The following is a 26,147-nucleotide window of genomic DNA, read 5'->3' on the forward strand; positions in this document are numbered from 1 at the left end:
ACTCCGGCACCTCAGCCCATCACCGCGCGAGCGCGCTTGCCATGGAAATATTGCCTCAGCCAGGGATGCTGCGAGGCCTGCATATCGGCGATCGACCCTGCCGCAATGATCTTACCGTTGCCTAAAACGGCGATGCGGTCGCAAGCTGTGTAGAGGCTGTCGAGGTCGTGCGTTACCATGAAAACGGTCAGGCCCAAAGTACGCTGGAGCGTCCGGACCAGCTCGTCGAAGTCGCCGGCGCCGATCGGATCGAGGCCCGAGGTCGGCTCGTCGAGGAACACGAGATCGGGATCGAGCGACAGCGCGCGCGCCAGCGCCACGCGCTTGATCATGCCGCCCGACAGTTCCGAGGGAAAGCGATCCGCAACTTCCGGCTTGAGCCCGACCATGGTGAGTTTGGTCAAGGTGATCTCGTCCATCAGCCGCTGCGAGACCCGCAAGTATTCGCGCATCGGAAACTGGATGTTCTGCCTGACGGTCAACGAGGAGAACAACGCGCCCTGCTGAAACAGCACGCCCCAACGTCGCTCGACGTTGCGGCGCTGCGAAGTATTGGAGGAATCGAGATCGACGCCGAACACTTCGATGGAGCCCGCGACCTTCGGCACAAGGCCGATGATGGTCCGCGTCAGCACCGACTTGCCGGCGCCCGAAGGACCGACGAAGCCCAGAATCTCGCCGCGCTTGACGTCGAGGTCGAGGCCGTCGAGCACCCGCGTCGCGCCGAACTGCACGGTAATGTCGCGGACGCGTATGATGGGATTTTGAATCTCGCCAGCCATCGTCACATCCCGATCGAAGCGAAGAAGATGGCGAATACGCCATCCATGACGATGACGAAGAAGATGCCCTTCACCACGGATGCCGTGGTGTGCTGTCCCAGCGATTCCGCGCTGCCCTGCACGGCGAGCCCCTCGACGCAGGCGACGATGCCGATCACGGCGGCCATCACCGGTGCTTTCACGATGCCGACGATGAAATGGTCGATCGAGATCGCGTCGCGCAGGCGCAGCAAAAAGGCTTCGGGATCGACGCCGCCATAGAGCCAGGCGACGAGACCACCGCCATAGAGCGCCGCCATGGCGCCGAGAAAGGCCAGGATCGGCAGCGCCAGCACCAGCGCCAGCATGCGCGGCAGCACCAGCACCTCGATCGGATCGAAACCCATCGTGCGCAGCGCGTCGATCTCCTCGCGCATCTTCATCGAGCCGAGCTCGGCGGTGTAGGCGCTGCCCGAGCGGCCCGCGACCATGATCGCGACCAGCAAGACGCCGATTTCACGCAGCACCAGCACGCCGAGCATGTCGACGACGAAGATGTCGGCGCCGAACCTGCGGAAATGAAAAATGCCCTGCTGGGCGATGATGCAGCCGATCAGGAAGGTGATCAGCACGATAATCGGCACCGCGCGCCAGCAGACCTGCTCGAGGTGATGCACGGTCGAGGTCAGGCGGAGCGAGCGCGGATGGATCAGCACGCGCGCGCCCGCCGCGAGCACCGCGCCGAGCATGTCAATGAGGCCCGCAACCGTGCCGGCGATGCCGGCCACGGCCCGGCCGATCTGCTCCAGCATGCCGGTGATGGTGATCGTGCTGCTGTCGATCACGGGCGTCGCCCTGACCCGCCGGACCTCGTCGACGAGGCTGGAATAATTGGCGGATAGCCCTGCGATCTGCGCCTCGACGGCGCCCTGCGTCAGGCTGCGGCGCAGCCGCTCGATCAGCCAGGCACCGAAAGTATCGAGCTTGGCGACCTCGGAGACGTCGATGAAGATGCTTTGCGAACCGCCGGCGAGCTTCTCGGCGTCAGCCACCATCCGCTCCAAGACCGGCGCGAAGCTCGCGGTCCAGGTTCCGGTGGCGCAGAGTGCCAGCGCGTTGCCCTTGGCGATCCGTTCCAGCTTCGGATCGCCGCTCAAGATGTCCGCTCCCGTGCCGGGGCACAAGAAACGGAGAGAATCAGATGGTTGTCCACGCGCCCTTACCCAGAGAAGGTATCCCCGACTGGTTAACCTTAGTTGCTAGAGGTAACTAGCAGGTTCAGATTTCGCCAGAGTTCAAAATGACTTCCAGCAAAGTTCCGGCCCTGGCCGCGCGAATCGAGCGTTTTCCCATCGCCGGCAGTTTTACCATCAGCCGGGGCGCCAAGACCGAGGCCGTGACCGTCGTGGCCGAAATCAGCCGGAACGGCCTGACCGGCCGCGGCGAGTGCGTGCCCTATCCCCGCTATGGTGAGACCCCCGAGGCAACCCTTGCCGCCATCCAGGCCATGCAGGCGGCCGTGGCGGGCGGCCTCTCGCGAGAGGCCCTGCAGGCCGCCATGCGGCCGGGCGCGGCCCGCAATGCCCTGGATTGCGCCCTGATCGACCTCGAGGCCAAGGCGACCGGCCGGCGGGCCTGGAATCTGCTGGATCGCCCGGTGCCGGGCGAGCGCACCACCGCCTACACGATCTCCCTGGGCAGCCCCGAGGCTATGGCGGCGGCGACGGCCAAAGCCGCGCACCGGCCACTGCTCAAGGTCAAGCTTGGCGGCGACGGCGATCCGGAGCGGATCGCGGCGGTTCGCAAAGCCGCCCCCGAATCCGAGCTGATCGTCGATGGCAACGAGGCCTGGACCGAGGCCAATCTGGAGCAGAATCTCGCCGCCTGCGGCGCCGCCGGCGTCACCCTGGTCGAGCAGCCGCTGCCGGCCGGCAAGGACGATGCGCTGGCGCGGATCAAGCGGCCGCTCGCGGTCTGTGCCGACGAGAGCGTGCATGACCGCAGCTCGCTCGCGCCGCTGCGCGAGCGCTACGACGCCGTGAACATCAAGCTCGACAAGACCGGCGGCCTCACCGAGGCGCTGGCTATGGCGGATGCCGCGCAGGCGCTCGGCTTCGAGATCATGATCGGGTGCATGGTCGCGACGTCGCTGTCGATGGCGCCGGCGATGCTGGTGACGCCGCAAGCACGCTTCGTCGATCTCGACGGCCCCTTGCTGCTGTCGCGCGACCGCGAGCACGGGCTGCGGTATGACGACAGCCTGATCTATCCACCGGCCTCGTCGTTGTGGGGCTGAGCTTTCAGCCGATGCCGCGCCGACCAGATGACAAGCGCGCCGGCCGCGGCCATCGCCGCCATCACGTAGTAGAGGCCGTCGCCGATGCGGGCGTAGATCGCGCCTGACGCGATCGAGGTGGTCGCGCCGAGCAGCCCGTTGCACGCGGCATAATAGCCCTGCCCCCGCGCGATCTGATGCGATGGCACGCGCTGCACCAGAAGATTCATGGTGCCGACGATGGTCATGCCGAAGCTGAGGCCGTGGCCGAGTTGCACGATCGCAAGCAGCGCGAGCGGCGGCTCTTGCGCGGTGACGATCCAGCGCACCACCGCACTCACCCCGCCGATCGCGATCAGCGAGGACGGATGCAGCGAGAACCGCGGCGACAGCGCGAACACGATGATCTCGGCGATTACACCTAAGGTCCAGAGGCCCGCGATGGTCAGCCCGCCGAGGCCATGGAGCTGCCAGTTGATGGCCGAGAAGGTGTAATAGGCGACGTGACTGCCCTGGATCAGCGCGGCGGAAGCGATGACGGCCCAGAAGCCGCCATCGCGCAGCAAGGCCTTGCCGGCATGCGTCTCCGTTGTCCTTCGCCTGACATCGTCGAGCGGCTGAAGCAGCAGGCTGGCGGCGACCGCAACGACGGCCCACGCGACGATGATCCAGATCAGGTCGCGGGCGGCGATGCTGTCGACCAGATAGCCGCAGGCGAGCGAGCCCGCGGCGAAGGCCGCCGAGCCCCACAGCCGCAGCGGCCCGTAATCGAGCCCGTAGCGGGCGACGCCGCGCAGCGCATAAGCGTCCGTCAGCGGGGTCATCGGCGTCCACATCACGCAGGTCAGCACATAGATCAGGAACAGCGCCAATGGCTGCTGCTGCAAGCCGACCGCCGTGAACCCGATCGCCGTGGCCAGCACCGACACCATCATGCCGGCGCGAATGGCATGTCGCTTTTCGGCCAAGGCGGTGATTTGCGGCAGCGTGGTGAAGCGCGTGATCGCCGGCAGCGCGTTGATGATGCCGATCCAGGCCGCATCGATGCCGATCGCCTTCAGCCAGACCGGAAAAAACGGCAGATGCGTGCCCGACACCGCGAAGACGGCGGAGTAGAACAGGGCGAGGCTCACGGCGAATCGCCGCTTCACGGACGCTCGCGTGGGGATTTGTGATTCGGGTGCCATCAAACCAATTGCGATTCGGTCGATATCGTGGTGATCGTTACTGTAACGCGCGGTGATTTGCGCGACGAGATTGACATGGCCAACGAAGCATTCGCCCTCTCGCCTATGGCTGCCCGTGCGGCCGAGCCGAACGAGCAGGATTACGACGCGATCCGCGAAGCCTTCATGGAAACCGCGCGCGGCCGCTGGTTCCTCGGCGAATATGCCAAGCGCAACCGCAATGCGGATACCCGCATGGTGCTCGATGCGGTCGCGAAAATCGAAGAAACCCTTGCGGCACAGCGACAACCCGTGGTCGAGGACCGCCTGCCCGAGGCGCTGGTCGAGATCCGCCGCGCCATCCGCGAGGCCGAGACGATCGCGATCGCAGCCTTCGATCCCGCCGCGATCGAGGCCAGCCTCGCGCCGATCCCGCGCGGCGTCCGCATCATCAAGGAGATCTCCTGGCGCTGGCGCGAGATCGGTGCCGACGGGCGAATCTGCGACCTCATTGATTCGCAGCTCGCCCTCATCGAGGCCGCTTGCGGACAGGTGTCGATCATCGACCCCCGCGTCGAGCTCAAGGCCGCATTCGATCTGCTCAGGGATCGGGTCGAGCAGCTAGATGCAGACGGCGACACAGCGCCGCAAGCGGCGGTGCACCCCGCGCCGGCGCCGAAAGCGCCCGTCGCAGAGGCCGCGCCTGTCGAGGCCGCGCCTGCCGCGATGGCGAGCGAAGCACCTGTGACCGAGGCTGCGGTCGAAGCGGTCAGCACCGCCGAAGCACTCGCCATTGCCGAGGAGGCAATGGACGTCGCCATCGAGCCGGAGGTCATTGCCGACAATCACGTCACGCGCGAAGAGGAGATCGCCGAACCCGCCGCTTTCGCCGAGATGGCCGACGATTTCTCGCTCGACGCCGCCGCGGAAGCCGAGGACGAAGCCGTGCTCGAGGCCATTGCGCTGGAGATGGCCGCACCCGATCCGTCGTTCGATGAGATCGTCGAACCGATCGAAGCGGGCATTCCGGAGCCGGTGGTTGCGGAGGCAGCAGCGCCCGTTGCCGCCGAGATGCCGGAGCCGATCGCGCCGGAGCCGGCCGCCGCACCGCTCGTGGAGGAGCCCGTAGAGGAAGCGCCGATCGCGATGGAATCGCTTGCGCGCCTCACCAACGCCATTGCGGAAGCCGCCGCCGAAGTGATGGAGCAGCCGGCCCCGACCTTGGCAGCCACGGCAACATTCGGCGCAGCGCTGACCGCGACACTTCCCATGCCCTCGCCCGTCCCCGAGCCCTCGCTCGGCGCCACCATCCTCGCCAGCGGCATTTTGCAAAAGCCCCGCGCGGCGGCCAACGATCCCATGGCCCCAATTCGCCGCATGACCCAGGCCGAGAAGATCGCGTTCTTCTCGTAAGGGGCGCTCTAATTGTTAATCCGTCATCCTGAGGTGCGGGGCTTGCGATGCGCTCGCATCGCAAGACGAGCCTCGAAGGATGAACGGCCGAGATGCAGCCGGGCCGTCGCCCTTCGAGGCTTGCTCAGCGCCGCGATGCGCCGCCGAGCGCGCACCTCAGGGTGACGGTGAGAGATAGATGTCCGCGGCTAGATTTCGTCATTGCTAGCGCAGCGAAGCGATCCGGACAGCCACCGCGTGGCTGCCTGATCACCCGCAATTCCACACCGCGCCGATCGGTGTCCGTGTCCAGCACGGGCCGAAGCTGCCGCCGTTGTAGCGGCCGCCGCCGAAGCCGGGACGGCCGAAATAGCGCCACTCGCCGTCCCAGCCGTAATATTGCGGAACCGGATCGATGTACCAGTGGCGACGGTCGCTGCGCGACATACGCCGCATCGCTTCCTTCTGCTTGTAGAGCGGAATGCTGTTGCTCAGCGGCTGACGATAGCCCGGCAGGAAGCCGTAGCCATGCCAGGCTTGCGCGGCCCGTTTCTTGATGGACTCCGCCGGGGCCGTAGCCGGCAGCAGGGACAGGATGATAACAACAGACAGACGTACAAGGCGCGACATGGATTCACGATAGACAGTCGAGTTCGGGAACGCCATTCAAATTCGAGTGCAAGGCTATTTGTACGAGCGCCCACCAATCGGATGGTCCGAAGCTTCCGCTAGCTGATCACGCCCTTGCGGATCAGAAAGCATCCATACGCCCTGCTGTCCCCCACCTGCACCACGCCAAAGCCCGCCGCAGCGGCGCGATAGAAATCCGCACGCGCGAGCTTGCCGGGACTGACCGTTCGCCCGACCGCGCGCTCGATCTCCGCCAGCACTGCGCGCTGCACCTCGGGGACGCGCTCGGGATCGTCGACCGGCATCATCACGCGCACCGGATCGGGATCGAAATCGTCGAGCGGATAAACGGACATGATGGCGCGGATTGCGGTCTCCATGCTCATGCCGGGCAACTGGATCAGGCGCTGCGACGTCGTGCTCTGCGCGATGCGGGTGGCCGGATGATTGGCATCGACGAAAACGAGATCGTCGCCATGGCCCATCGAGGCGAGCAGCCAAAGCAGGTCGGGCGTCAGGATCGGATCGATCGATTTCAGCATGTGACGGACTATCCTCCCAATCGATCGCCCACCATAGCAGGTTCCAATCGTGATTCAGATCACGCAGCCTGCCATGGTGACCGCAATCACGGACCACAGGTTCGAACGCGGCCAAGCTTCCTCGCAACCAATCTCGCATCGAGATCAGTGCCAAAGGAGCACGCCATGTTCCGCCTAAAGCCTTTGCTGATGACTGCGGGCCTGCTGGGAAGCCTGTTCGGCTTCGCCTGCGGGCCCGTTTCCGCGCAAGTTGCCCCGGTCCAGCCCACCCTCGCCGCGCTGCAAGGCCCGGAGCAGCGGGTGGCGCTGGTGATCGGTAATGCGAACTACCAGAACGCGCCGCAACTCGCGAACCCCGACGATGACGCGCAATCGATGGCGCAATTCCTGAACTCGGCCGGCTTCGAAGTGGTCGCCGCGACCGACCTGACCCAGAACGACATGCTGCGCGTGGTGCAGGACTTTTCCGCCAAGGTCGCTTCGCGCGGCCCGAACACGGTAGCCATGGTGTATTATGCCGGTCATGGCGTGCAGCTCGCCGGCGAGAACTACCTCGTTCCCGTCGACGCCAGGGTGTCGAGCCCGACCGAGCTGGTCAACAACTCGGTGCGCCTGGTCGACGTGATGTCGACGCTGGAGACGATCCCGAGCCGCATGCGCATCGTCATCCTCGATGCCTGCCGCAACAACCCGTTTCCGAACGTGAATGACGCCGGCCGCGGTCTGGCCATCGTCGACGCGCCGAACGGCTCCATCGTCGGCTATTCGACCGCGCCGGGTGCGGAAGCGCAGGACGGCGCCGGCGGCCATAGCCCCTACACGCAGGCCTTCCTCAACGTCGCGCGCGAGCCCAACGTGCCGATCGAGCAGCTGTTCAAGCGCGTGCGCCTCGAAGTCAACCAGACCACCAGCGGCGCGCAGATCCCGTGGGAAAGCTCGTCATTGACCTCCGACTTCACCTTCTTCGGCGACACCGTGGTTGCCGCAAGCCGCGCGCCGGTGAATGCGCCGGTGGTGCAGATGGCCTCCAACCTGCCGAGCCGCTCGACCCGTCAGGCCTATGACTACGTCGTGTCCGAGGGACGGCCGGAGTACTATCAGGAGTTCATCCAGATGTACCCGCACGATCCGCTGTGCGACCACGTCCGCTGGCTGCTTGCGAATCTCACGATCTCGCAGGCCTGGCACAAGGCGGTGCTCGCGAATTCGCCGCTCGGCTACAAGAGCTTCTACGACAGCTACGGCAACAGCCCCTATGCGCCAGTCGCGCTGAAGCTGCAGGTCCAGCCGAAGCTGATCCCCTTGACGCAGGCGACCAGGTTCCTGGCTCCGCAGAACATGACTGCGACCTTCAAGATCGGCAATCTCGGCCAGCCCAAATACATACCGCTGGTGCAGCAGGGCAATGGCGGCGGGCAAGTGAACGGCAATTTGCCGGTCGTGCAGAAGCCCGGCGACAACAACGTCATCGGCAAGCTCGGCAATGGCGGCCAGATCGTCAATTTGCCGGCGGGCAGCCAGACGAACGGCACGCCGTCGCAGATCCCGAGCAAGATCGTCACGATGCCTGCGCCGACCAACACCACGACCAACAATGGCGGCATCGGCAGGATCGTCACGATGCCTGCGAATGTCGGCAAGCGTGGCTCGAATGTCGGCGTGAAGCCTGTTCAGACGCAGACCAATCCGATCCGCATCAACAACGGCGTGAAGTTGAACAACAACCCGGTGAACAAGGTGCAGGTTCAAAACAACCAGCAGAACAACCGCCCGCAGTTCAACACGACCAGCCGGATCGGCAGTGGCGGCGCCAACAACTTCCGCCAGTCGATGAACCAGGCGCAGGGCAACAGCGGCGGCAACAATCACCGCGGCTTCATGCACTGATTGCGGTCGTCCACACCACGGCAAAGGGCAGAGCGGTGACGCTCTGCCCTTTTTCGTGTCAGCAAGTAAGACATGATCAGATAGTCTGCGGCTCGGGCTTACCCTCGGGCCTTTTGGGCGGCCTGAGCGCACGCCTCGTCCTTCGAGACGACCGCTCCGCGGTCTCCTCAGGATGAGGCTAATCGGCATCGATGCTCGTTGAAACTCCTGCCGCGCACTCAATCCTCATCCTGAGGAGCCCGCCAAAAGCGGGCGTCTCGAAGGATGGGCCGCGGGGAAACAGCTCTCAAAGACAATAGCCCTGCAGCCCTGCCCTGCGGGGAGAAGTGGACCGAGCTCTCTCGCTCGCACCGATTGGAATCAGGCCACCAGTTCGGCGAACAAATCGGCGTCGACATTGCCGCCGGAGAGCACGATGACGACGTTCTTGCCGGCGACATCGAGTCGGCCGGCGAGCAGCGCAGCAAGGCCCACCGCGCCGCCGGGCTCGACCACGAGCTTCAGTTCGCGATAGGCAAATGCCACGGCCGCGCCGACTTCCTTGTCCGACGCGGTGACGCCGCATGCCAAGAGCTTGCTGTTGATCGCAAACGTCATCTCGCCGGGGATCAAGGCCATCAGCGCGTCGCAGATGGTGCGGCCAGCAGGCGCATGCGGCTCGCGATGGCCTGCGGTCAGCGAAAGGCCGTGATCATCGAACGCCTCCGGTTCGGCCACCACGATCTGGGCCAGCGGATAGCGCGCCTTCACCGCGGTCGCGACACCGGCGATCAGGCCGCCGCCGGAGGCCGGCGCCACCACGATGTCTGGGCTAAGGCCGAGCGCCGCCATGTCCTCCGCGATCTCGCGGCCGGCGGTGCCCTGCCCCGCAATCACGAAGGGATCGTCATAGGGCCTGACAAGCGTCGCGCCGCGCTTCTCGGCGATGCCGCGCGAGATCGCCTCACGGTCATCGCGGTCGCGGTCGTACAGCACGACCTCGGCGCCGTAGGATTTGGTGCGCTCGCGCTTGGACAACGGCGCATCCGCCGGCATCACGATGGTCGCCTGCATGTCGAGGATTTTTGCCGCCGCCGCCACGCCCTGGGCGTGGTTGCCGGAGGAGAACGCGACGACGCCGCCGGCACGCTTGTCCTGCGGGATCGAAGCGACCTTGTTGAAGGCGCCGCGGAACTTGAAGGAGCCGGTGCGCTGGAGCATCTCCGGCTTCAAAAAGACCTTTGCGCCGACGCGCTCGTTGAGCACGGGAAAGGACAGCAGCGGGGTGCGGATGGCAAAGGGCGCGATCACGCGTGCTGCGGCATCGATATCGGCGGGGCCGATCGGAAGGGGCTGTTCGGTCATATCAGATGTTATCGCGCCCGATGAGGCGCGGGCAAGACATCTCCGCGCGAGGATTTTAGGCGACGAAGCGAGCCTGTTCCGCACCGTTCCGGCCTGATAGCACCGCGCCGACCGCCAAAATGCTGTCAACGAAGGCCCGGGCCGAGGCCTCCCAGGTATAATCGGCGGCGAATTCGACGCAGGCCGGCCGGGAGATGTCGAGCGCGGCGAAGCAGGCGTTGCGCAGATCGTGATCGAGCGCGCCGACCGGCGCATCGCCGATCACATCGCGGGGCCCCTTCACGGGGAACGCCGCCACCGGCAGGCCGCTTGCCAGGGCTTCCAGCAGGACCAGGCCGAAGGTGTCGGTCTTGCTGGGAAACACGAACACATCAGCCGCCGCATAGATCTCCGCCAGCGCCTCACCGTGCTTCTCGCCCAGGAAGATCGCATCCGGATAGGCTTCTTCCAGCGCGATACGCGCCGGGCCGTCGCCGACAATCACCTTGGTGCCGGGCAGATCGAGATCGAGAAACGCCTCGAGGTTCTTTTCCACCGCGATGCGGCCGACCGACAGGAAGACCGGCGCCGGCAGGCAGAGGTCGATCGCACGGGGGTGGAACAGATGTGTGTCGACGCCACGCGGCCACAGCACGACATTGTCAAAGCCGCGCTCGCCAAGCTCGCAGGCGAGCGCAGGCGTCGCCGCCATCACGGCGCGGCTGGGGCTGTGGAAGCGGCGCAGCGCCCGCCAGATCAGGGAGCCCGGAACCGGCACGCGCGCGCGGACATATTCAGGAAAGCGGGTATGAAAGCTGGTCGTGAACGGCAGCTTGCGCTGACGGCAGTAGCGGCGAACCATCAGGCCGATCGGCCCCTCGGTCGCAATGTGGATGCTGTCCGGCCGCGCCGCTTCGATCAGCCTCGCGATTCGCGCCGGGCGCGGCATGGCGAGCCGCACGTCGCGATAGCTCGGCATCGCGAAGGTGCGGAACGATTGCGGCGTCAGGAACGTGAACTCGACGCCGAGCCCATTGGCGGTGTCAGCAAGCTTGGTCAGCGTCCGAACCACACCGTTGACTTGCGGGTGCCAGGCGTCCGTCGCGACCAGGATGCGCATCAGGCTGCCTTTGCTGAGACCTGCGGGACAGCTGCCGGCTTCTGCACCTGATCCGCCCAGGTGATGATCTCGAAATGGCCGTCGTCGTGCTCGACCAGAGCGGTGCAGCTCTCGACCCAATCGCCGCAGTTCATGTAGCGGATGCCGCCCTCGTCGCGGATCACGGCGTAGTGGATGTGGCCGCAGATCACGCCGTCGGCGTCGTGGCGCCGCGCCTCGGCGGCGAGCGCCTGCTCGAACGCGCCGATATAGTTGACGGCGTTCTTCACCTTCTGCTTGGCCCATTGCGACAGCGACCAGTAGGGCACCTTGAACATGCGGCGGAAGAAGTTGACGAAGCGATTCATCTGGATCGCGAAGTCGTAGGCCTTGTCGCCGAGATGGGCGAGCCAGCGCGCGTTCTGTACCACCAGATCGAAGATGTCGCCGTGGATGACGAGATAGCGCTTGCCGTCCACACCGGCGTGGACGGTGTTCTCGACCACGTCGATGCCGCCGAAATGCGTGCCGTAATAGTTGCGCAAGAACTCGTCGTGGTTGCCGGGGATGTAGATGACCTTGGCGCCCTTGCGCGCCTTGCGCAAAAGCTTCTGGACCAGGTCGTTGTGCGATTGCGGCCAGTGCCAGCTCGATTTCAGCGCCCAGCCGTCGACGATATCGCCGACGAGATAGATCGTGTCGGCGTCGTGGAAGCGCAGGAAGTCGAGCAGAAGGTCGGCTTGAGAACCGCGGGCTCCGAGATGAACGTCGGAGATGAACAAGGTGCGGAAGCGCCTTTCAGGGCTCCCGTCACTCACATCGTAACTTCCCATGCGACAGCCTGTAACAATATCCCGTGACAGGGGGATGACCGATTAGCCTTGAGGCACCCTCAGATACGAATCAAATCTAGCCTCGCCCTCCCCGCGAATATCAGTCGCATGCGACAATCAGGCGACATCGCGCCGCAGGCGCCCCGCCAAAGGGCGTAACGACGGGCCGTCGCTGCGCGCGAAGCCCACGTCAGTAGAACTTGTGGAAATGATGGATCGGCCCGTGGCCTTGGCCGACGCTGAAGCGGTCGGCGGCCGCGATCGCCGCGCTGATCCAGGCCTTGGCGTTCTGCACGGCGCCCGCGAGATCCTCGCCCTTGGCCAGCCCTGCAGCGACCGCCGAGGACAGCGAGCAGCCGGTGCCATGAGTATTGCGGGTGGCGACGCGCGGCGCGGCGAGCGCGATCGTGTTTTCGCCATCGACGAGATAGTCGATGCTCTCGACGCCCTCACCGTGCCCGCCCTTGATCAGGACGGCGCGGCAGCCGAGCGCCAGCAGGCGTCGCCCCTGGTTCTCGATCTCGGCCTCGCTTGCCGCAACGGGCTCGTCGAGAAGAGCAGCGGCCTCGGGCAGATTAGGCGTGATCACCGACGCCAGCGGCATCAGTTTTGTGCGCAGCGCATCGACGGCGTCGGACGCCAGCAGGCGATCGCCCGAGGTTGCGACCATGACGGGATCGAGCACGACATGCCGGGGCGCCCAGCGCGACAGCGCGGCCGCGATCGCATCGATGCTGGCGGCCTGCGCCACCATGCCGATCTTCACCGCGCCGACGTCCAGATCAGAGAACACCGCGTCGATCTGCGCGGTCACGAACTCGGCGGGCACCGCGTGAATGCCGGTGACGCCGCGCGTATTCTGCGCGGTTAGCGCCGTGATGGCGGACGCGCCATAGACGCCGAGCGCCGCAAAGGTCTTGAGGTCGGCCTGGATGCCGGCGCCGCCGCTCGAATCGGAGCCTGCGATGGTGAGCGCCACGGGCGTCGTCATGGGGCGGTTTTCTGCTGGTTCTGGGCCATGATCCGTCCTAGCGCGCATGGCCGGAGGCAGCAAGTTTGCTTGCGCCCGGAGGCAGCAAGTCCGCTTGCTAAATCCGGCCGGTTTTGGCCTATTAGCCGCCAGATGTGCCTTCGGAGTGACTGCAATGGTTCCCTTTTTCGTCCAGATCAAATGCAAGCTCGGCCAGTCCTATACGGTCGCCAACGCGCTTGCCGAAGCCGAGATCGCCTCCGAGATCTACTCCACCGCCGGACAGTACGATCTGCTGGTGAAATTCTACGTCGACAAGGACACCGACATCGGCCACTTCGTCAACGAGAGGGTCCAGGTGCTGCCCGGCATTCAGGACACCCTCACCATCATCACCTTCAAGGCGTTCGGCGCGAGCTAGCTGCCTGAAATTGACGCAAGCAAAACCACGCGTCGAGACCATCAGCCACAATTGCACAAAGTGGCCGCCCCCCATTGTGACGCACATTCCGATTAGAGCCGATCGATCTCGTGTCAATCGGCAAGGTCCGGCCTCAGGCGCCACCTTGCTTGCGTTTTGGCGGCGTCGGTCCATCGACCGGCGGCAGTGACTTCAGATAGGCCGCCATCGCGGCGCGATCCTCAGGCGTGAGCTGCGCCAGATTCTTGATGACCGGCCGCATCGCGCCCGACGCGCTGTCGCCTTCGGGCATCTCGCCGGTCTCGAGAAAATCGGCGATCTCCTTCTCGCTCCATTCCCCGATGCCTTTTTGCGTGATGTTCGGCACCCAACCCTCGCCTGCCGGATTGGGTCCGCCGGCAAAGCGCTGCGCGGTGATGATGCCGCCCAGGAGGTTGCGCGGGCTGTGGCACTCCGCGCAATGGCCGAAGCCATTGACGAGATAGGCGCCGCGATTCCATTGCGGCGAGCGCGCTGCATCCGGCACGAACGGCTGGCTGTCCATGAACAGCAATTTCCAGATCCCGACATTGCGGCGGATATTGAAGGGAAACGGCAGGTCGTGATCGCGCACCCTGCCCGGCACGGCCGGCAAGGTCTTCAGATAGGCGAAGAGATCGCGTACGTCGTCCAGCTCCACAACATGATAGGACGCGTAGGGAAATGCCGGGAAGTAATGCGTTCCCTCGGGCGAAACGCCCCGCATCACGGCGCTGACGAAATCGGTCTCGCGCCAGCGCCCGATGCCGTCGGTGGGATCGGGGGAAATGTTGGGCGCGTAAAACGTCCCGAACGGCGAGCCGAGCGGCAGGCCGCCGCCAAGCCGCAGACGATCGGGCTGGTTGGGGACCGCATGACAGGACGAGCAGCCGCCGACGTTGAAGATCTCCTGCCCGTTGGCAAGATCAGGCGCGCGGGACGGCAGCGGGACCGCCAGCGCAGCCGGAGCCGTCAGCCACCAATAGACGCCGAATGCCGCGACGGCGACAAGGACGGCGGCAAGCAGGGTTCGTCGCAGCATTGAGGCATTCCATCCAGATCAAGCGAATTTACGGGTCAGTTCGCGCCCGCTCCAGCCACGAATAATTTAGATGGCTTGATCCGCCGGCGGGAATAAAATCAAACCCGCACTGTTTGCAGATTGACAGCATCAGACGCCAACAGGGAGACGACCATGAACAAGCCCGTTTTTGTCACGCTTGCACTCGGAGCGGCCATCGCTTTTGCCGGTCCGGCCTGCGCGGAGAAATTGAAGGCGACGCTCGACGGCAAGTCCGAGGTGCCCGCCAACACCAGCAGTGCCACCGGCACGGCCGATCTGGACTATGACGCCGGCAGCAAGAAGCTCTCCTGGAAGGTGACCTATTCGGGACTCTCCGGCCCCGCCACCGCCGCCCACTTCCACGGCCCCGCCGAGACCGGCAAGAACGCCGGCGTCGCAGTCGCAATCCCCAATGCCACCTCAAGTCCGGTCGAAGGCAGCGCGACGCTCACCGAGGCGCAGGCCGCAGATCTCCTGGCCGGCAAGCTCTACGTCAACATCCACACCGCGGCCAATCCGGGCGGCGAGATTCGCGGTCAGGTGACGAAGTAAGTACTGCCACGTCGAGGAGACAAGGCCGGGCGCTCGCAGGGGCGCCCGGATTTTTTCAGCCGCCGCTTGGCGCGCGCTCGCGTCAATCGCGCTTAAGCCGCGTTCAACGCCTGCGCGAGATCCGCGATCAGATCCGCCGGGTTTTCGATGCCGATCGACAGCCGGATCGTGGAATCGAGAATGCCGATTTTCCGGCGAATGTCGGCCGGAACGCCGGAATGGGTCATGGTTGCGGGCAGGCTCGCAAGCGATTCCGTGCCGCCAAGGCTCACCGCCAGCTTGAGTATCTGCAGCGCGTTGAGGAATTTCATGGCCGCCGCCTTGCCGCCGACGATGTCGAACGAGAACGTGGATCCCGCGCCGAGGCATTGCTTCGCGAACACTAGTCCGGCCGGCGAGGCCTCCTCGTGATGACCAAGGTAGTGAACCTTGGCCACTTTGGGGTGGTCGCGCAAATAGTCCGCCACGAGACGTGCATTCGCATCGGCTTTCTCCATACGCAGGCTCAGCGTCTCGAGCGACCGGTTGATCATCCAGCAGGAGTGCGGATCGAGCTGGGTACCGATGGCGCCCCGGAGCGCCTTGATGCCCTTCATCATCGCCTTCGAGCCGAGCGCGGCGCCCGCGATCAGGTCTGAATGACCGCCGACATATTTCGTGAGCGAGTACAAGGAAATATCCGCGCCGTGCTCGATCGGCCGCTGAAACACCGGTCCGAGCAGCGTATTGTCGCAGGCGACGATCGGAATATGCCCCTGGGTCTTTCCGATGGCTTCTGCGACACGGCGCATCATCGCGACGTCGACCAGCCCGTTGGTCGGGTTGGCCGGGGTTTCGATCAAAATCATCGAAACCCGACCCTTGCGCATGGCCTCCTCCGAGGCCTGGCTGACCGTAGCTTCATCAACGCCATCGGCGAAGCCGACGGCGCCGATCGACAGACGCGCAAGCGTGTTCGTCAGCAGGGTTTCCGTCCCGCCATAGAGCGGCTGGGAGTGCAAAATGACGTCCCCGGGGCGGACGAAAGTCAGGATCGTGGTTGCGATGGCCGCCATGCCGGATGAGAACAGCGCACAGCTCTCGGTGCGCTCGTAGATCGCGAGCCTGTCCTCGACGATTTCGCTGTTGGGGTGGTTGAAGCGCGAATAGACCAGGCCCGCACCCATGCCTTCCGGCGGCTCGCGCCGGCCGGAGACGAAATCGAAAAAATCCTGCCCGTCTTCGGCCGTCCTGAAGACAAAGGTGGAGGTCAGGAACACCGGTGGCTTGATGGCCCCTTCCGACAGTTGCGGATCATAGCCATAGGTCAGCATCAGCGTTTCGGGATGCAGCATATGGTTGCCGATGTGGGTCTTCGACGGAAACGGTTTCGCCATGGCCTGTCTCGCTGTTTGATTCAGATCCTCGCCGCGTTGGAACTCCTGATGTCATGAAGTCGTCAGGAGCCAGATGCGCCAGCATCCAACAGCTCGCATCGACGCCGCGGCGGCCGAGCTGAAGATAGCCGCTCTGACAGCGATCCGTCAGGCCCTGCGAATGGAATTTGCTGCGCCTCCCCTGTCATTCCCCGCGAAGGCGGGGAATCCAGTATTCCAGAGACGTCAAACGTCCCCAGCAGCGCCGCGGCGTACTGGCCCGCCTTCGCGGGTGATGACGCTGAGCTTGTGGTGTCGTGCGTGCCGCTACTTCAGCTTGACGCGATAGGTCTCGTGACAGTCGGTGCAGCGATCGTTGATCGCGGTGTACGCGGCCTTCAGGCTCGCCACGTCGGTGATCTTGCCTTTGACGTCCGTGATCGCCTTCTGTACCGGCGGGATCTTGGAGTCGAAATCGGCCTTGCTCTTCCAGACCTTCGGTGAGGCGCCGTAGGTGGCGTTCACCACGTCCTGCTTGGGATTGACCTCGAAGGTTTTTGCGATCTTGGCGACGTCGGCTTCGATGCTCGCGATGGCCTGATCGACCGCCTTCTGATCGTAGGGGATCTCACCCTTGGTCATCTTCTGGATGATGCCATACTGGTTCTTGGCGATCGAGCGCATCAGATTGTCCTGCTGAACGGCAATCTCCTGCTGCGCCATCACGGCGCCCGCACCCAGCAACAGGGTGCTCACGACAATCATCGTCCGTTTCATCGGCTTGTTTCTCCGGCTCGTAGAGGTTGGGGAGCGCCATCATGGATAGAACCCGGCGGCGGGCGTTTATTCCCGCCGCGGAGAACGCCGCTTAGAGGCTGTGGCGGCGATGGTGCTCGTTGATCGCAATCCACACCCGCTCCGGGGTCGCCGGCATGTCGATGTGGTCGATCTTGTATTCGCGCCAGAGCCCGTCGACGATGGCATTGACGACGGCCGGGCAGGAGCCGATCGCGCCGGCTTCGCCCGCGCCCTTGACGCCCAGCGGATTGGTCTTGCAGGGGACGTTGGCGGTCTCGAACACGAAGGCTGGACCGTCGGCAGCCCGCGGCAGCGCATAGTCCATGTAGGTCGCGGTGATGAGCTGGCCGTCACCGGCGCCGTAGATCACCTGCTCCATCAGTGCCTGGCCGATGCCCTGCATGGCGCCGCCATGCACTTGCCCAGCCAGCAGCAGCGGATTGAGCGTCTTGCCGAAATCGTCGACGATCACGTAGTTGACGATCTTGATCATGCCGGTGGCCGGATCGATCTCGACTTCCGCCAGATGTGTGCCGTTGGGATAGGTGCCGTCGGCGCTGGCAAACGTCGCGCTCGCGTTCAGCTTCGACGGGTCGGCACCCGGACGCTTGGCGAGGTCGGCGAACGAGATCGAACGGTCGGTGCCGGCGATACGCACCACACCTTCGGAGATCTCGAGATCGCCGGCGCTGGCTTCCAGCGCCTGCGCTGCAAACTCCTTCAGCTTCTTGCCCAGCTCGCCCGCAGCACGCTCCACGCAAACTCCGCCCGTGGGAATCGAGGCCGAGCCACCGGTGCCGAGGCCCGTCGCGATCTCGGCAGTGTCGCCCTGGTGGATGTGCACACGCTCCGGCGGCAGGCCGAACTGCTCGGCAACGATCTGCGCATAGGCCGTCTGGTGGCCCTGCCCGCTCGATTGGGTGCCGATCAGGATCGTGACGTCACCGCTGGGATCCATCCGCACATTGGCGGTCTCCTCGCCCATGGTGCCGCAGACCTCGACATAGCTCGCAAGACCAATGCCGCGGATCAGGCCGTTCTTCTTCGCTAACTTTGCGCGCTTTCCAAACTCCTTCCACTCACCGATCTCCATTGCGCGCTTCAGATGCGCGGCGAAGTCGCCGGAATCGTAGACCTTGCCCGTGGCCGTCTTGTACGGCAGCGCCTTCGGCTGGATAAAGTTTTTGCGACGGATGGCGTCCGGCGTCATGTCGAGCTTGCGGGCGCAGGCATCGACCAGACGCTCGATGACATAGGCAGCTTCAGGGCGGCCCGCGCCGCGATAGGCGTCGACTGGCACGCTGTTGGTGAAGATCGTGCGCACCCGGCAGTGGAAGGCCTGGATGTCGTAGAGGCCCGGCAGCATGCCGGCGCCGCCATGCGGAATGTAGGGCCCGAAGGTCGACAGATACGCGCCCATGTCGCCCATCAGGTCGCAATCCATAGCGAGAAATTTGCCGTCCTCGGCCAGAGCCATCTTCGCGGTGGTGACGTTGTCGCGGCCCTGCGCGTCGCCCATGAAATGTTCGGTGCGGTCGGCCGCCCATTTCACCGCCTTCTTCAGTTTTCGCGCGGCGACTGCCAGGAGGGCGTATTCCCGATAGGGAAACAGCTTTGTGCCAAACCCGCCGCCGACGTCGGGGCAGATCACCCGCATCTTGTCGGTCGGGATGTTGAGCACGTTCTGGCAGAGGATATCGCGCAGGCGGTGGCTGCCCTGGCTGCCGACGGTCAGCGTCAGATGATCGTTCTTGGCGTCGTATTCGCAGACCGCGGCGCGCGCCTCCATGAAACTCGCGACCACGCGCGGATTGACGATGGAGATCTCGGCAACCGCATGCGCCTTGGCGAAAGCGGCTTCCGTCGCCGCCTTGTCGCCGATCGAGACGTCGAACAGGACGTTGCCGGCCTTGTCCGGCCAGACCTGCGGCGCGCCCTTCTTGACCGCGTTGACGACGCCGGTCACCGCCGGCAGCGGGCTCCATTTGACGTCGATCGCCTCGATCGCGTCGCGGGCCTGGTCGATGGTCTCGGCCACGACGAAGGCGATGGAATCGCCGACATGGCGCACCTCGTCCTTGGCGAGGATCGGGTATGGCGGGCCGGTGAAGGGATCGGTCTCGAGATTGAACAGGCAGGGCAGATTGCCGAGATCCCCGACGTCATCGGCGGTCAGGATCAGCGCAACGCCGGGCAGCGTGCGGGCACGGCTCGCATCGATGGTGTATTTGGCATGGGCGTGCGGCGAGCGCAGCATCAGGCAGCGGAGCGCAGCCTGCGGCGCGTAGTCGTCGGTATAGCGGCCCTTACCGCGGATCAGTGCATCGTCCTCCTTGCGCAGCACGCTCTGGCCGACGCCGAACTTGATGGGGGCTGCCATTTTCTCTCCATTCCGCATGGTTGTTTTGCCGGCATATTGCCGTGGAAAAAGTGACAAGGCAAACAGGTTGGCGAAAAAGCTAGCCGCGCACCAGCAAGACCAGCCAGCGGCGGCCGAACAGAACGAGGATCGCGAGCGCGTAGACGATGGTGCCCCCGACGGCCAGCAGGACCAGCGTCAATTCGTCCCGGAACGCCTGCATGGAGGCGAAAGTCGTCGGGCTGAAACGCGCGATCAGCCAGAAGGCGGCGGCGAGGATGATCCCGGTCAGCAAGAATTTGGCGAGCGACATCAGCCAAGCGCGGTCCAGCACGAGAAAGCCTCGCCGCACCGCGAAGAAGAGCACCAGCAGCAGATTGGTCCAGACGCCGACGGCGGTTGCCAGCGCCAGGCCGATCTGGGCGAGCGATCCCATCAAGGCAACCTTCAGCGCGACATTGACCGCGATGCCGGTCAAGGAAGCACGAACCGGGGTCGCCGTATCCTTGCGCGCATAGAAGGTCGCGACCGCGCTGCGGATCAGCACGAAGGGGATCAGGCCGATGGCGTAGGCGGCGAGCGTGGCGCCTGCCGCGGCGGCATCGGCCTTCGAGAAGGCGCCCCGGGCGAACAGCGCCCGCATGATCGCCTCGGGCACGGTGATGAAGGCAGCCACGAACGGCACCGAGAACAGCAGCGTGAAATCGAAGGCACGGCGCTGCGCCTTCATCGCGCCGTCATGATCGTTGGCGGTGATCCGCCGCGACATCTCCGGCAGCAGCACCGTGCCGATGGCGATGCCGATCACGCCGATCGGGAGCTGGTTGAGGCGGTCGGCATAATAGAGCGCCGACAGCGCACCGGCGGGCAGGAAGGTCGCGATAATGGTGTCGGCGAACAGCGCGACCTGCGTGCCCATCGAGCCCAGCGTCGCAGGCCCGAGCGCCCTAAAGAAGCCCCGGACGTCCTCATCGAGCCTGAGCGGGGCAAAGCGCGGCAGGCCGCCATGGCGCGCGAGATCGCCCGCGAGCAGGAAATATTGCAGGAAGCCCGAAATCAGCACGCCCCAGGCGGCGGCGTGCCCAGCGCCGGGAAACCAGGCGGCGAGCGCCAGCGTCATCATCATCGAGATGTTGAGGAAGATCGACGCCGCCGCGGCACTCGCGAAGCGCTGCATCACGTTGAGCATGCCGCCATAGAGCGTGACCAGCGTGATCAGCAGCAGATAAGGAAAGGTGATGCGCGTCAGCTCGATCGCGAGCCTGCGCTGCTCGGCGTCCTCGCTAAAGCCGGGCGCCAAAATGCTCATGGCCTGCGGCATGAATAGCCAGGCGACGATCAGCAGCACCACCTGCGAGGCCAGCAGCAGCGTGAAGATGCGATCGGCGAACAGTCTTGCCGCCCCCTCCCCGCGCTCGCCATGGACGTGCGCATAGGCCGGCACCCAGGCCGCGTTGAATGCACCCTCGGCGAAGATCGCGCGGAAATGATTGGGCAGCCGCAGCGCCACGAAAAAGGCGTCGGCCACGGGACCGGCACCCAGGATCGCCGCGAGCATGATGTCGCGGGCAAATCCCGTCAATCGCGAGAGCAGCGTATATCCGCCAACCGTGAAGATACGTCCGAGCATGCGTCTGTTTTAGAGCATGGCGAGATTAGGTCTAGGTGCTAGGTCTAGGTGCAAGCCGCGAGGAAGCTGTACTCCCTCCCCCGCTTGCGGGGGAGGGTTGGGGAGAGGGTGTCTCCACAAGGGGGAGCCCCCCAGAGGAGAGACCCCTCACCCGGATCGCGTGCGCGATCCGACCTCTCCCGCAAGCGGGAGAGGTGAAGAAAACGGCGAAATCAGGTTGAAAGCGCGCCGCGTACGGCCGCGATGATTCGCTCCTGATCGGCTTCGGTCAGATAGGGGTGCATCGGCAGGCTGATGACGTCCTGCGACAGGCTTTCGCAGCCCGGCAGGCCGCCGTCGGCGACCGGATACTGCTTGTAGGCGGTCTGCTGATGCATCGACTTGCCGTAATAGATCGCGGTCGGCACGCCCTGCGCCTTCAGCGCGGCGGCGAAGCCATCGCGCTCGGTGCCCTTCGGGAGACGGATCGTGTACTGCGCCCAGACCGAGCTATTGCCGGGGCCAAGACGCGGCACGGTGACGACATTGGACAGACCCCGCGCATAGCGCTCCGCGACTTTGTTGCGGGCGGCAATCTCGTCATCGAAAATTGTCAGCTTCTCGATCAGGATCGCGGCCTGCATGGTGTCGAGTCGGCCGGTCAGGCCGAGGCGGACGTTGTCGTATTTGTCAACGCCCTGCCCGTGCACGCGGATGCTGCGCAGCGTCGCCGCAAGCTCGTCGTCATCGGTGAAAATCGCGCCGCCGTCACCGAAGCAGCCGAGCGGTTTTGCCGGGAAGAAGCTGGTCGCGGTGGCGAGTCCGATTGTGCCGAGCTTGCGGCCCTTGTAGCTCGCGCCAAAACCCTGGGCGGCGTCGTCGAGCACGAACAGGCCTTCGTCCCTGGCGATTTCGGCGATGGCGTCGTGATCGGCAGGCTGCCCGAACAGGTCGACCGGAATGACCGCGACAGGCTTGAGCCCGGCCTTGCGGGCCGTCGCGATGCCGCGCTTCAGCGATTCCGGGCTCATGTTGAAGGTGGCCTCATCCACGTCGACATAAACAGGCGTCGCACCGGTCCGCGCCACCGGCGAGGCAGTTGCGATGAAGGTGAAGGACGGACACAGCACGGCATCGCCGGGGCCGACATTCTTCGCCATCATGACCATCAGGATCGCATCGGTGCCGCTGGCGCAGCCGATCACGTGCTTGGCGCCGCAATAGGCCGCGAGCTGCGCCTCGAGCGCGGCGACTTCAGGGCCATTGACGAACTGGCAATGGTCGAGAACGCGCTTCACGGCGGCATCGAGCGAGACCCCGAGCCGGCGGCGCTGCGAGGCGACGTCGATGAAGGGAATGGGATCGGAACGCAGATGCTGGTTCATGGCGCCTTGCACTTCTTGAGCGGTCGACATGGAAAGGGATCAGCCGGCGACCCGGCGCGGGCCCTTGCGGGCGGCCGACGTGGCCGCAGGCCGCGATGGCGTTTCCAGGCACTGCGTGGCGATCTCGAGGCTGGCAACGCCTTCGTCGCCCGTGACCGCCGGCGTCTCGCCGTGGCGCACGGCCTTCAGGAAGGCGATCAGCTCGGCGCGAAGCGGCTCGTCGTGACCGACCGGCAAATGGCGCATTGAGTAGCTGCCGTCCGGCTTGAAGCCGAAGCACTCGGTGACCTGGCGGGTCAGCAGATCGCCCATCACGTATTTGCCGCGGGTCGCGACCGTGACGCTGCGCGCCTTGAACGGCGTCAGCCAGTTGGTGTTGATATGGGCAAGCACGCCGGAGGCGGTGCGAAACTGCAACAGCGCGATGTCCTCGCGCTCGGCCACCGCGCTCGACAATTGCGGCTGCACCTCGACGATGTCGGACTCGGTGAACCAGCGAATCAGGTCGATGTCGTGCACGGCGAGATCGATGACGACGCCGACATTGGACATGCGCGGCGGGAAGGGGCCGACGCGCGTGATCGCGATGGAGAGAATATCCTCGCCCGCGATCGCCTGCTTGACCGCGGCGACCGCCGGATTGAAGCGCTCGACATGGCCGACCATCAGCGTCACGCCGGCCTTTTGCGCGGCGGCGACGATCTCGCGCCCTTCCGCGACCGTCGAGGCGATCGGCTTCTCGACCAGCACGTGGATGTTCTTGGCGATGCAGGCGAGCGCAACCTCGTGATGCAGATGGGTGGGCGCCGCGATGGTGACGGCGTCGACGCCCGCGGCGAAGAGCTGCTCGAGCGTCTCGAAGCTTGCGCAATTGGCAAGTTCCATCGCCCGCGTGCGATGTGCCGGCGAAGGATCGACCACGCCGACGAGGCTGATGCCGGGAAGACCCGCGAGCACGCGCGCATGGTTGCTGCCCATCACGCCGGCGCCAATGACGCCGACGCGCAAGCCGGCCTTTGCCGGTGCAGATCCTTTGGAAGTCATTTGAGCAAACCCCGATTCAACGCAAATCCCCGGGCCGCTTCTAGCACGGACGCCACATTTATGGCGAATGCCGGCCTCACTGACCGGACACGATTTGATTCAAAAAGTTACACGTTTCCCAGGCCTTAACCGCTGAAGAGTGCGCTCTTTCGGCCCGGATCCTGTGATTCGGAGTGTGCTGGTTACGACCTTTGATAGTCGTCTTCAATCCGGATGATGTCGTCTTCCCCGAGATAGCTTCCAGTCTGGACCTCGATCAGTTCCAGCATGATTTTCCCGGGGTTCTCCATCCGGTGCACCGCGCCCATCGGGATGTAGATCGACTCGTTCTCGTGCACCGTCTTTACGGTCTCGTTGACGGTGACCCGAGCGGCACCGCGGACCACGATCCAATGCTCGGCGCGATGATGGTGCTTCTGCAGCGACAGCCGCCCGCCCGGCTTGACCACGATGCGCTTGACCTGATGGCGCTCGCCATTGTCGACGGACTGGTAGCTGCCCCAGGGCCGATGCACTTTGAGATGCTCCTCGGTGACCTTCGGTGCGACGGCCTTGAGCTTGGTCACCAGGCGCTTCAGGCCGTTGGCATCCTTCTGGCGCGAGACCAGCACCGCATCGGCGGTGGCGACCACGACGAGATCGTCGACACCTTCGAGCGCGACCAGCGCGGAATCGGTGGTGACGTTGCAGTTGCGGGAGTCCTCGAACACCGCGGCGCCGTGCGCGGCGTTGCCTTGCGCATCCTTGTCCGACAATTCCCACACTGCGTGCCAGGAGCCGACGTCGGACCAGCCGCAAGCCACCGGCACCACTGCGGCGCGCGATGTCTTTTCCATTACCGCGTAGTCGATCGAGATCGCCTTGGCCGAGCCGAACGCCTGCGGCTCCAGTGTCACGAAGCCGAGATCGCGGCCGGCATCGGCGACAGCATTGGAGATCGCCTCCACGCTCGCCGCGTCGACCCTGCGGTATTCGTCGAGCAGGACGGTGGCCGGGAACATGAAGTTGCCGCTGTTCCAGAGATAGCCCGAATTGACGTAGTCGGATGCCTTCACGGCGTCCGGCTTCTCGACGAAGCGCGCGACCGCGTGCACCTCGCCGGAGATCATTTCGCCCGGGCTGATATAGCCGTATTCGGTCGCCGGCCGCTCCGGCTTGACGCCGAAGGTGACGATGCGCCCGGCACTCGCGGCGGTGAGGCCTTCGCGGCACGCGGCGACGAAAGCCGCATTGTCCTGCACCACGTGATCGGCGGCGAGCGCGAGCACGATGGCTTCACTGGAGCGGTTCTGCGCGAACACCGCGCCCGCGGCGATCGCGGGGCCGGAATCACGCCGCATCGGCTCGAGGATCACGTCGGCCTCGATTCCGATCTCGGCGAGCTGCTCCAGCACCATGAAGCGATAGGACGCATTGGTGATGACGATCGGACGATCGAACAGCGCGCCATCTGAAACACGCAGCAGCGTGTCCTGGAAGGTCGAGCGCGTGCCGAACAGCGGCAGGAACTGCTTGGGCCGCACCTCGCGCGAAGCCGGCCACAGCCGCGTGCCGGCACCGCCGCACATGATCAGGGGGATAATGCGTTTGTCCATCGTCATTTCAAACCTTGAAGTGGTCCCGATACCAGGTGACAAAATTATGGACCCCGTGCGCGATCGGCGTTGACGGTGCAAAGCCGGTGTCGCGCATCAGATCCTCGACATCCGCGAACGTTTCCAAAACGTCTCCCGGCTGCATCGGCAGCAATTCTTTGATCGCCATCCGACCCAGCTCCTGCTCCAGAAGTCCGACGACGTGCATCAGCTCCTCGGGGCGGTGGTTGCCGACATTGTAGACCTTAGACGGCGCATTTGCGGCAGCCGGGTCATCGGTGGGAACCAAGTCAATGAGCTTGGACACTGCACGGGTGACGTCGTCAATATAGGTGAAGTCGCGACGCATTTTGCCATGGTTAAAGAGCCGGATCGGACGGCCCGCCATGATCGCGTTCACGAACAGAAACAGGGCCATATCGGGCCGACCCCACGGACCGTAAATGGTGAAGAAGCGCAGGCCCGTGACCGGCAGCCGGTAGAGATGGCTGTAGGACTGCGCCATCAATTCGTTCGCCTTCTTGGTCGCGGCATAGAAGCTCACGGGATGGTCGGTCCGGTCCTGCACGGCAAATGGCAGTTTGGTGTTGGCGCCATAAACGGAGGATGACGAGGCGTAGACGAGATGATGACAGCGATTGTTGCGGCAGCCCTCCAGCACGTTGAGAAAGCCCTGGAGATTGGAATCGGCGTAAGCATGCGGCTGCTCGATCGAGTAGCGCACGCCGGCCTGGGCCGCCAGATGCACGACTTTGGCAAATCGGTGCCGCGCAAACAGCGCCGCGATGGTCTCGCGGTCGGCAAGATCGGCCTCGACGAAGGCGAAGCGGGGATCGTTCCGGAGCAGCGCCAGGCGCGCCTGTTTCAGCGCCGGATCGTAATAGCTGTTGAGATTGTCGAGCCCGACCACGGGCCGGCCTTCAGCCAGAAGCTGCCGGGCAACGTGAAAGCCGATGAACCCGGCGGCACCTGTGACCAAAATCGCCTGATCCGTCATGCTGTTCCCACGAGATCCCTAGCTTACGGCGCCTCTTTAGCCGCGGTATCGAGGGGGTCGCAATAGCCCGAGC

General features: G+C 64.7%; 23 protein-coding genes. 5 read left to right on the forward strand and 18 right to left on the reverse strand.

Annotated features, from left to right (window positions below; translation table 11 throughout):
* Nucleotides 1-11: 11 nt before the first annotated feature.
* Together IVA80_RS18040 and IVA80_RS18045 are read right to left on the reverse strand one after the other, a co-directional pair.
* Nucleotides 12-782 carry an ABC transporter ATP-binding protein gene (locus IVA80_RS18040; RefSeq protein WP_247432931.1) on the reverse strand — a complete coding sequence of 257 codons (771 nt, stop codon included), beginning with the start codon at nt 780-782 and terminating at the stop codon, nt 12-14.
* 2 nt (nt 783-784) lie between these two features.
* Nucleotides 785-1,918, reverse strand: coding sequence for an ABC transporter permease (locus IVA80_RS18045; RefSeq protein ID WP_247432933.1), 1,134 nt, complete (start codon nt 1,916-1,918; stop codon nt 785-787).
* Between the two features lie 143 nt (nt 1,919-2,061).
* Here IVA80_RS18045 and dgcA point away from each other — a divergent pair, with 143 nt between their 5' ends.
* Nucleotides 2,062-3,057, forward strand: coding sequence for an N-acetyl-D-Glu racemase DgcA (dgcA, locus tag IVA80_RS18050; protein ID WP_247432935.1), 996 nt, complete (start codon nt 2,062-2,064; stop codon nt 3,055-3,057).
* Here dgcA and IVA80_RS18055 read toward each other — a convergent pair.
* The gene (locus tag IVA80_RS18055) at nt 3,027-4,223 is read right to left on the reverse strand and encodes a major facilitator superfamily domain-containing protein 6 (RefSeq protein WP_247432938.1); all 1,197 of its coding nucleotides are present in this window, start codon (nt 4,221-4,223) and stop codon (nt 3,027-3,029) included. The genes dgcA and IVA80_RS18055 overlap by 31 nt on opposite strands.
* 75 nt (nt 4,224-4,298) lie before the next feature.
* On the opposite strand from IVA80_RS18055, the gene IVA80_RS18060 reads away from it, so the two are divergent.
* Nucleotides 4,299-5,615, forward strand: a complete 1,317-nt coding sequence (locus IVA80_RS18060; protein ID WP_247432940.1) for a hypothetical protein — start codon at nt 4,299-4,301, stop codon at nt 5,613-5,615.
* 249 nt (nt 5,616-5,864) lie between these two features.
* Here IVA80_RS18060 and IVA80_RS18065 read toward each other — a convergent pair whose 3' ends face one another.
* Together IVA80_RS18065 and IVA80_RS18070 are read right to left on the reverse strand one after the other, a co-directional pair.
* On the reverse strand, nt 5,865-6,260 hold the full coding sequence (locus IVA80_RS18065) for a hypothetical protein (RefSeq protein ID WP_247432942.1): 396 nt from the start codon (nt 6,258-6,260) through the stop codon (nt 5,865-5,867).
* A gap of 62 nt (nt 6,261-6,322) precedes the next feature.
* Nucleotides 6,323-6,766 (reverse strand): RbsD/FucU domain-containing protein, encoded by a 444-nt coding sequence (locus IVA80_RS18070; protein ID WP_247432946.1) that lies wholly within the window; start codon nt 6,764-6,766, stop codon nt 6,323-6,325.
* Between the two features lie 165 nt (nt 6,767-6,931).
* On the opposite strand from IVA80_RS18070, the gene IVA80_RS18075 reads away from it, so the two are divergent.
* A complete protein-coding gene (locus tag IVA80_RS18075; RefSeq protein ID WP_247432950.1) occupies nt 6,932-8,653 on the forward strand; it encodes a caspase family protein in 1,722 nt (573 codons plus the stop codon).
* Nucleotides 8,654-9,013: 360 nt separating this feature from the next.
* Here IVA80_RS18075 and IVA80_RS18080 read toward each other — a convergent pair whose 3' ends face one another.
* From IVA80_RS18080 to thiD, 4 genes are all read right to left on the reverse strand, one after another.
* Nucleotides 9,014-9,997, reverse strand: a complete 984-nt coding sequence (locus IVA80_RS18080) for a threonine/serine dehydratase (RefSeq protein ID WP_247432954.1) — start codon at nt 9,995-9,997, stop codon at nt 9,014-9,016.
* Nucleotides 9,998-10,052: 55 nt separating this feature from the next.
* Nucleotides 10,053-11,096: a glycosyltransferase family 1 protein gene (locus tag IVA80_RS18085; protein WP_247432958.1), complete on the reverse strand. Its 1,044-nt coding sequence runs from the start codon at nt 11,094-11,096 to the stop codon at nt 10,053-10,055.
* Nucleotides 11,096-11,908 carry a UDP-2,3-diacylglucosamine diphosphatase gene (locus tag IVA80_RS18090; RefSeq protein ID WP_247432961.1) on the reverse strand — a complete coding sequence of 271 codons (813 nt, stop codon included), beginning with the start codon at nt 11,906-11,908 and terminating at the stop codon, nt 11,096-11,098. The genes IVA80_RS18085 and IVA80_RS18090 overlap by 1 nt, the downstream gene beginning before the upstream one ends.
* A 190-nt stretch (nt 11,909-12,098) precedes the next feature.
* The gene (gene thiD / locus IVA80_RS18095; protein WP_247432963.1) at nt 12,099-12,899 is read right to left on the reverse strand and encodes a bifunctional hydroxymethylpyrimidine kinase/phosphomethylpyrimidine kinase; all 801 of its coding nucleotides are present in this window, start codon (nt 12,897-12,899) and stop codon (nt 12,099-12,101) included.
* A 154-nt stretch (nt 12,900-13,053) separates the two neighbouring features.
* Between thiD and IVA80_RS18100 the strand changes: the two genes are divergently transcribed.
* Nucleotides 13,054-13,299 carry an Lrp/AsnC ligand binding domain-containing protein gene (locus IVA80_RS18100; protein ID WP_148744076.1) on the forward strand — a complete coding sequence of 82 codons (246 nt, stop codon included), beginning with the start codon at nt 13,054-13,056 and terminating at the stop codon, nt 13,297-13,299.
* Between the two features lie 133 nt (nt 13,300-13,432).
* On the opposite strand, the gene IVA80_RS18105 is transcribed toward IVA80_RS18100, so the two are convergent.
* The gene (locus IVA80_RS18105; protein WP_247432966.1) at nt 13,433-14,359 is read right to left on the reverse strand and encodes a c-type cytochrome; all 927 of its coding nucleotides are present in this window, start codon (nt 14,357-14,359) and stop codon (nt 13,433-13,435) included.
* A 153-nt stretch (nt 14,360-14,512) separates the two neighbouring features.
* Here IVA80_RS18105 and IVA80_RS18110 point away from each other — a divergent pair, with 153 nt between their 5' ends.
* Nucleotides 14,513-14,932 (forward strand): CHRD domain-containing protein, encoded by a 420-nt coding sequence (locus IVA80_RS18110; RefSeq protein ID WP_247432969.1) that lies wholly within the window; start codon nt 14,513-14,515, stop codon nt 14,930-14,932.
* A gap of 92 nt (nt 14,933-15,024) precedes the next feature.
* Here the strand turns inward: IVA80_RS18110 and IVA80_RS18115 are convergent, their stop codons facing one another.
* From IVA80_RS18115 to IVA80_RS18150, 8 genes are all read right to left on the reverse strand, one after another.
* A complete protein-coding gene (locus tag IVA80_RS18115) occupies nt 15,025-16,308 on the reverse strand; it encodes a cystathionine gamma-synthase family protein (protein WP_247432973.1) in 1,284 nt (427 codons plus the stop codon).
* A 306-nt stretch (nt 16,309-16,614) separates the two neighbouring features.
* Nucleotides 16,615-17,064 (reverse strand): cytochrome c, encoded by a 450-nt coding sequence (locus IVA80_RS18120; protein WP_346348002.1) that lies wholly within the window; start codon nt 17,062-17,064, stop codon nt 16,615-16,617.
* A 91-nt stretch (nt 17,065-17,155) separates the two neighbouring features.
* Nucleotides 17,156-19,465, reverse strand: coding sequence for a xanthine dehydrogenase family protein molybdopterin-binding subunit (locus tag IVA80_RS18125; protein ID WP_247432981.1), 2,310 nt, complete (start codon nt 19,463-19,465; stop codon nt 17,156-17,158).
* Between the two features lie 79 nt (nt 19,466-19,544).
* Nucleotides 19,545-21,074, reverse strand: a complete 1,530-nt coding sequence (gene murJ / locus IVA80_RS18130) for a murein biosynthesis integral membrane protein MurJ (RefSeq protein ID WP_247432984.1) — start codon at nt 21,072-21,074, stop codon at nt 19,545-19,547.
* Between the two features lie 212 nt (nt 21,075-21,286).
* A complete protein-coding gene (locus tag IVA80_RS18135; RefSeq protein ID WP_247433114.1) occupies nt 21,287-22,438 on the reverse strand; it encodes a DegT/DnrJ/EryC1/StrS family aminotransferase in 1,152 nt (383 codons plus the stop codon).
* A gap of 39 nt (nt 22,439-22,477) precedes the next feature.
* Nucleotides 22,478-23,482, reverse strand: coding sequence for a Gfo/Idh/MocA family oxidoreductase (locus tag IVA80_RS18140; RefSeq protein ID WP_247432987.1), 1,005 nt, complete (start codon nt 23,480-23,482; stop codon nt 22,478-22,480).
* Nucleotides 23,483-23,664: 182 nt separating this feature from the next.
* Nucleotides 23,665-25,077 carry a mannose-1-phosphate guanylyltransferase/mannose-6-phosphate isomerase gene (locus tag IVA80_RS18145; RefSeq protein ID WP_247432991.1) on the reverse strand — a complete coding sequence of 471 codons (1,413 nt, stop codon included), beginning with the start codon at nt 25,075-25,077 and terminating at the stop codon, nt 23,665-23,667.
* Nucleotides 25,078-25,084: 7 nt separating this feature from the next.
* Nucleotides 25,085-26,074, reverse strand: a complete 990-nt coding sequence (locus IVA80_RS18150; RefSeq protein ID WP_247432994.1) for an NAD-dependent epimerase — start codon at nt 26,072-26,074, stop codon at nt 25,085-25,087.
* Between the last annotated feature and the right edge of the window lie 73 nt (nt 26,075-26,147).

The organism is Bradyrhizobium sp. 139, from assembly GCF_023074175.1.
Classification (GTDB): domain Bacteria; phylum Pseudomonadota; class Alphaproteobacteria; order Rhizobiales; family Xanthobacteraceae; genus Bradyrhizobium.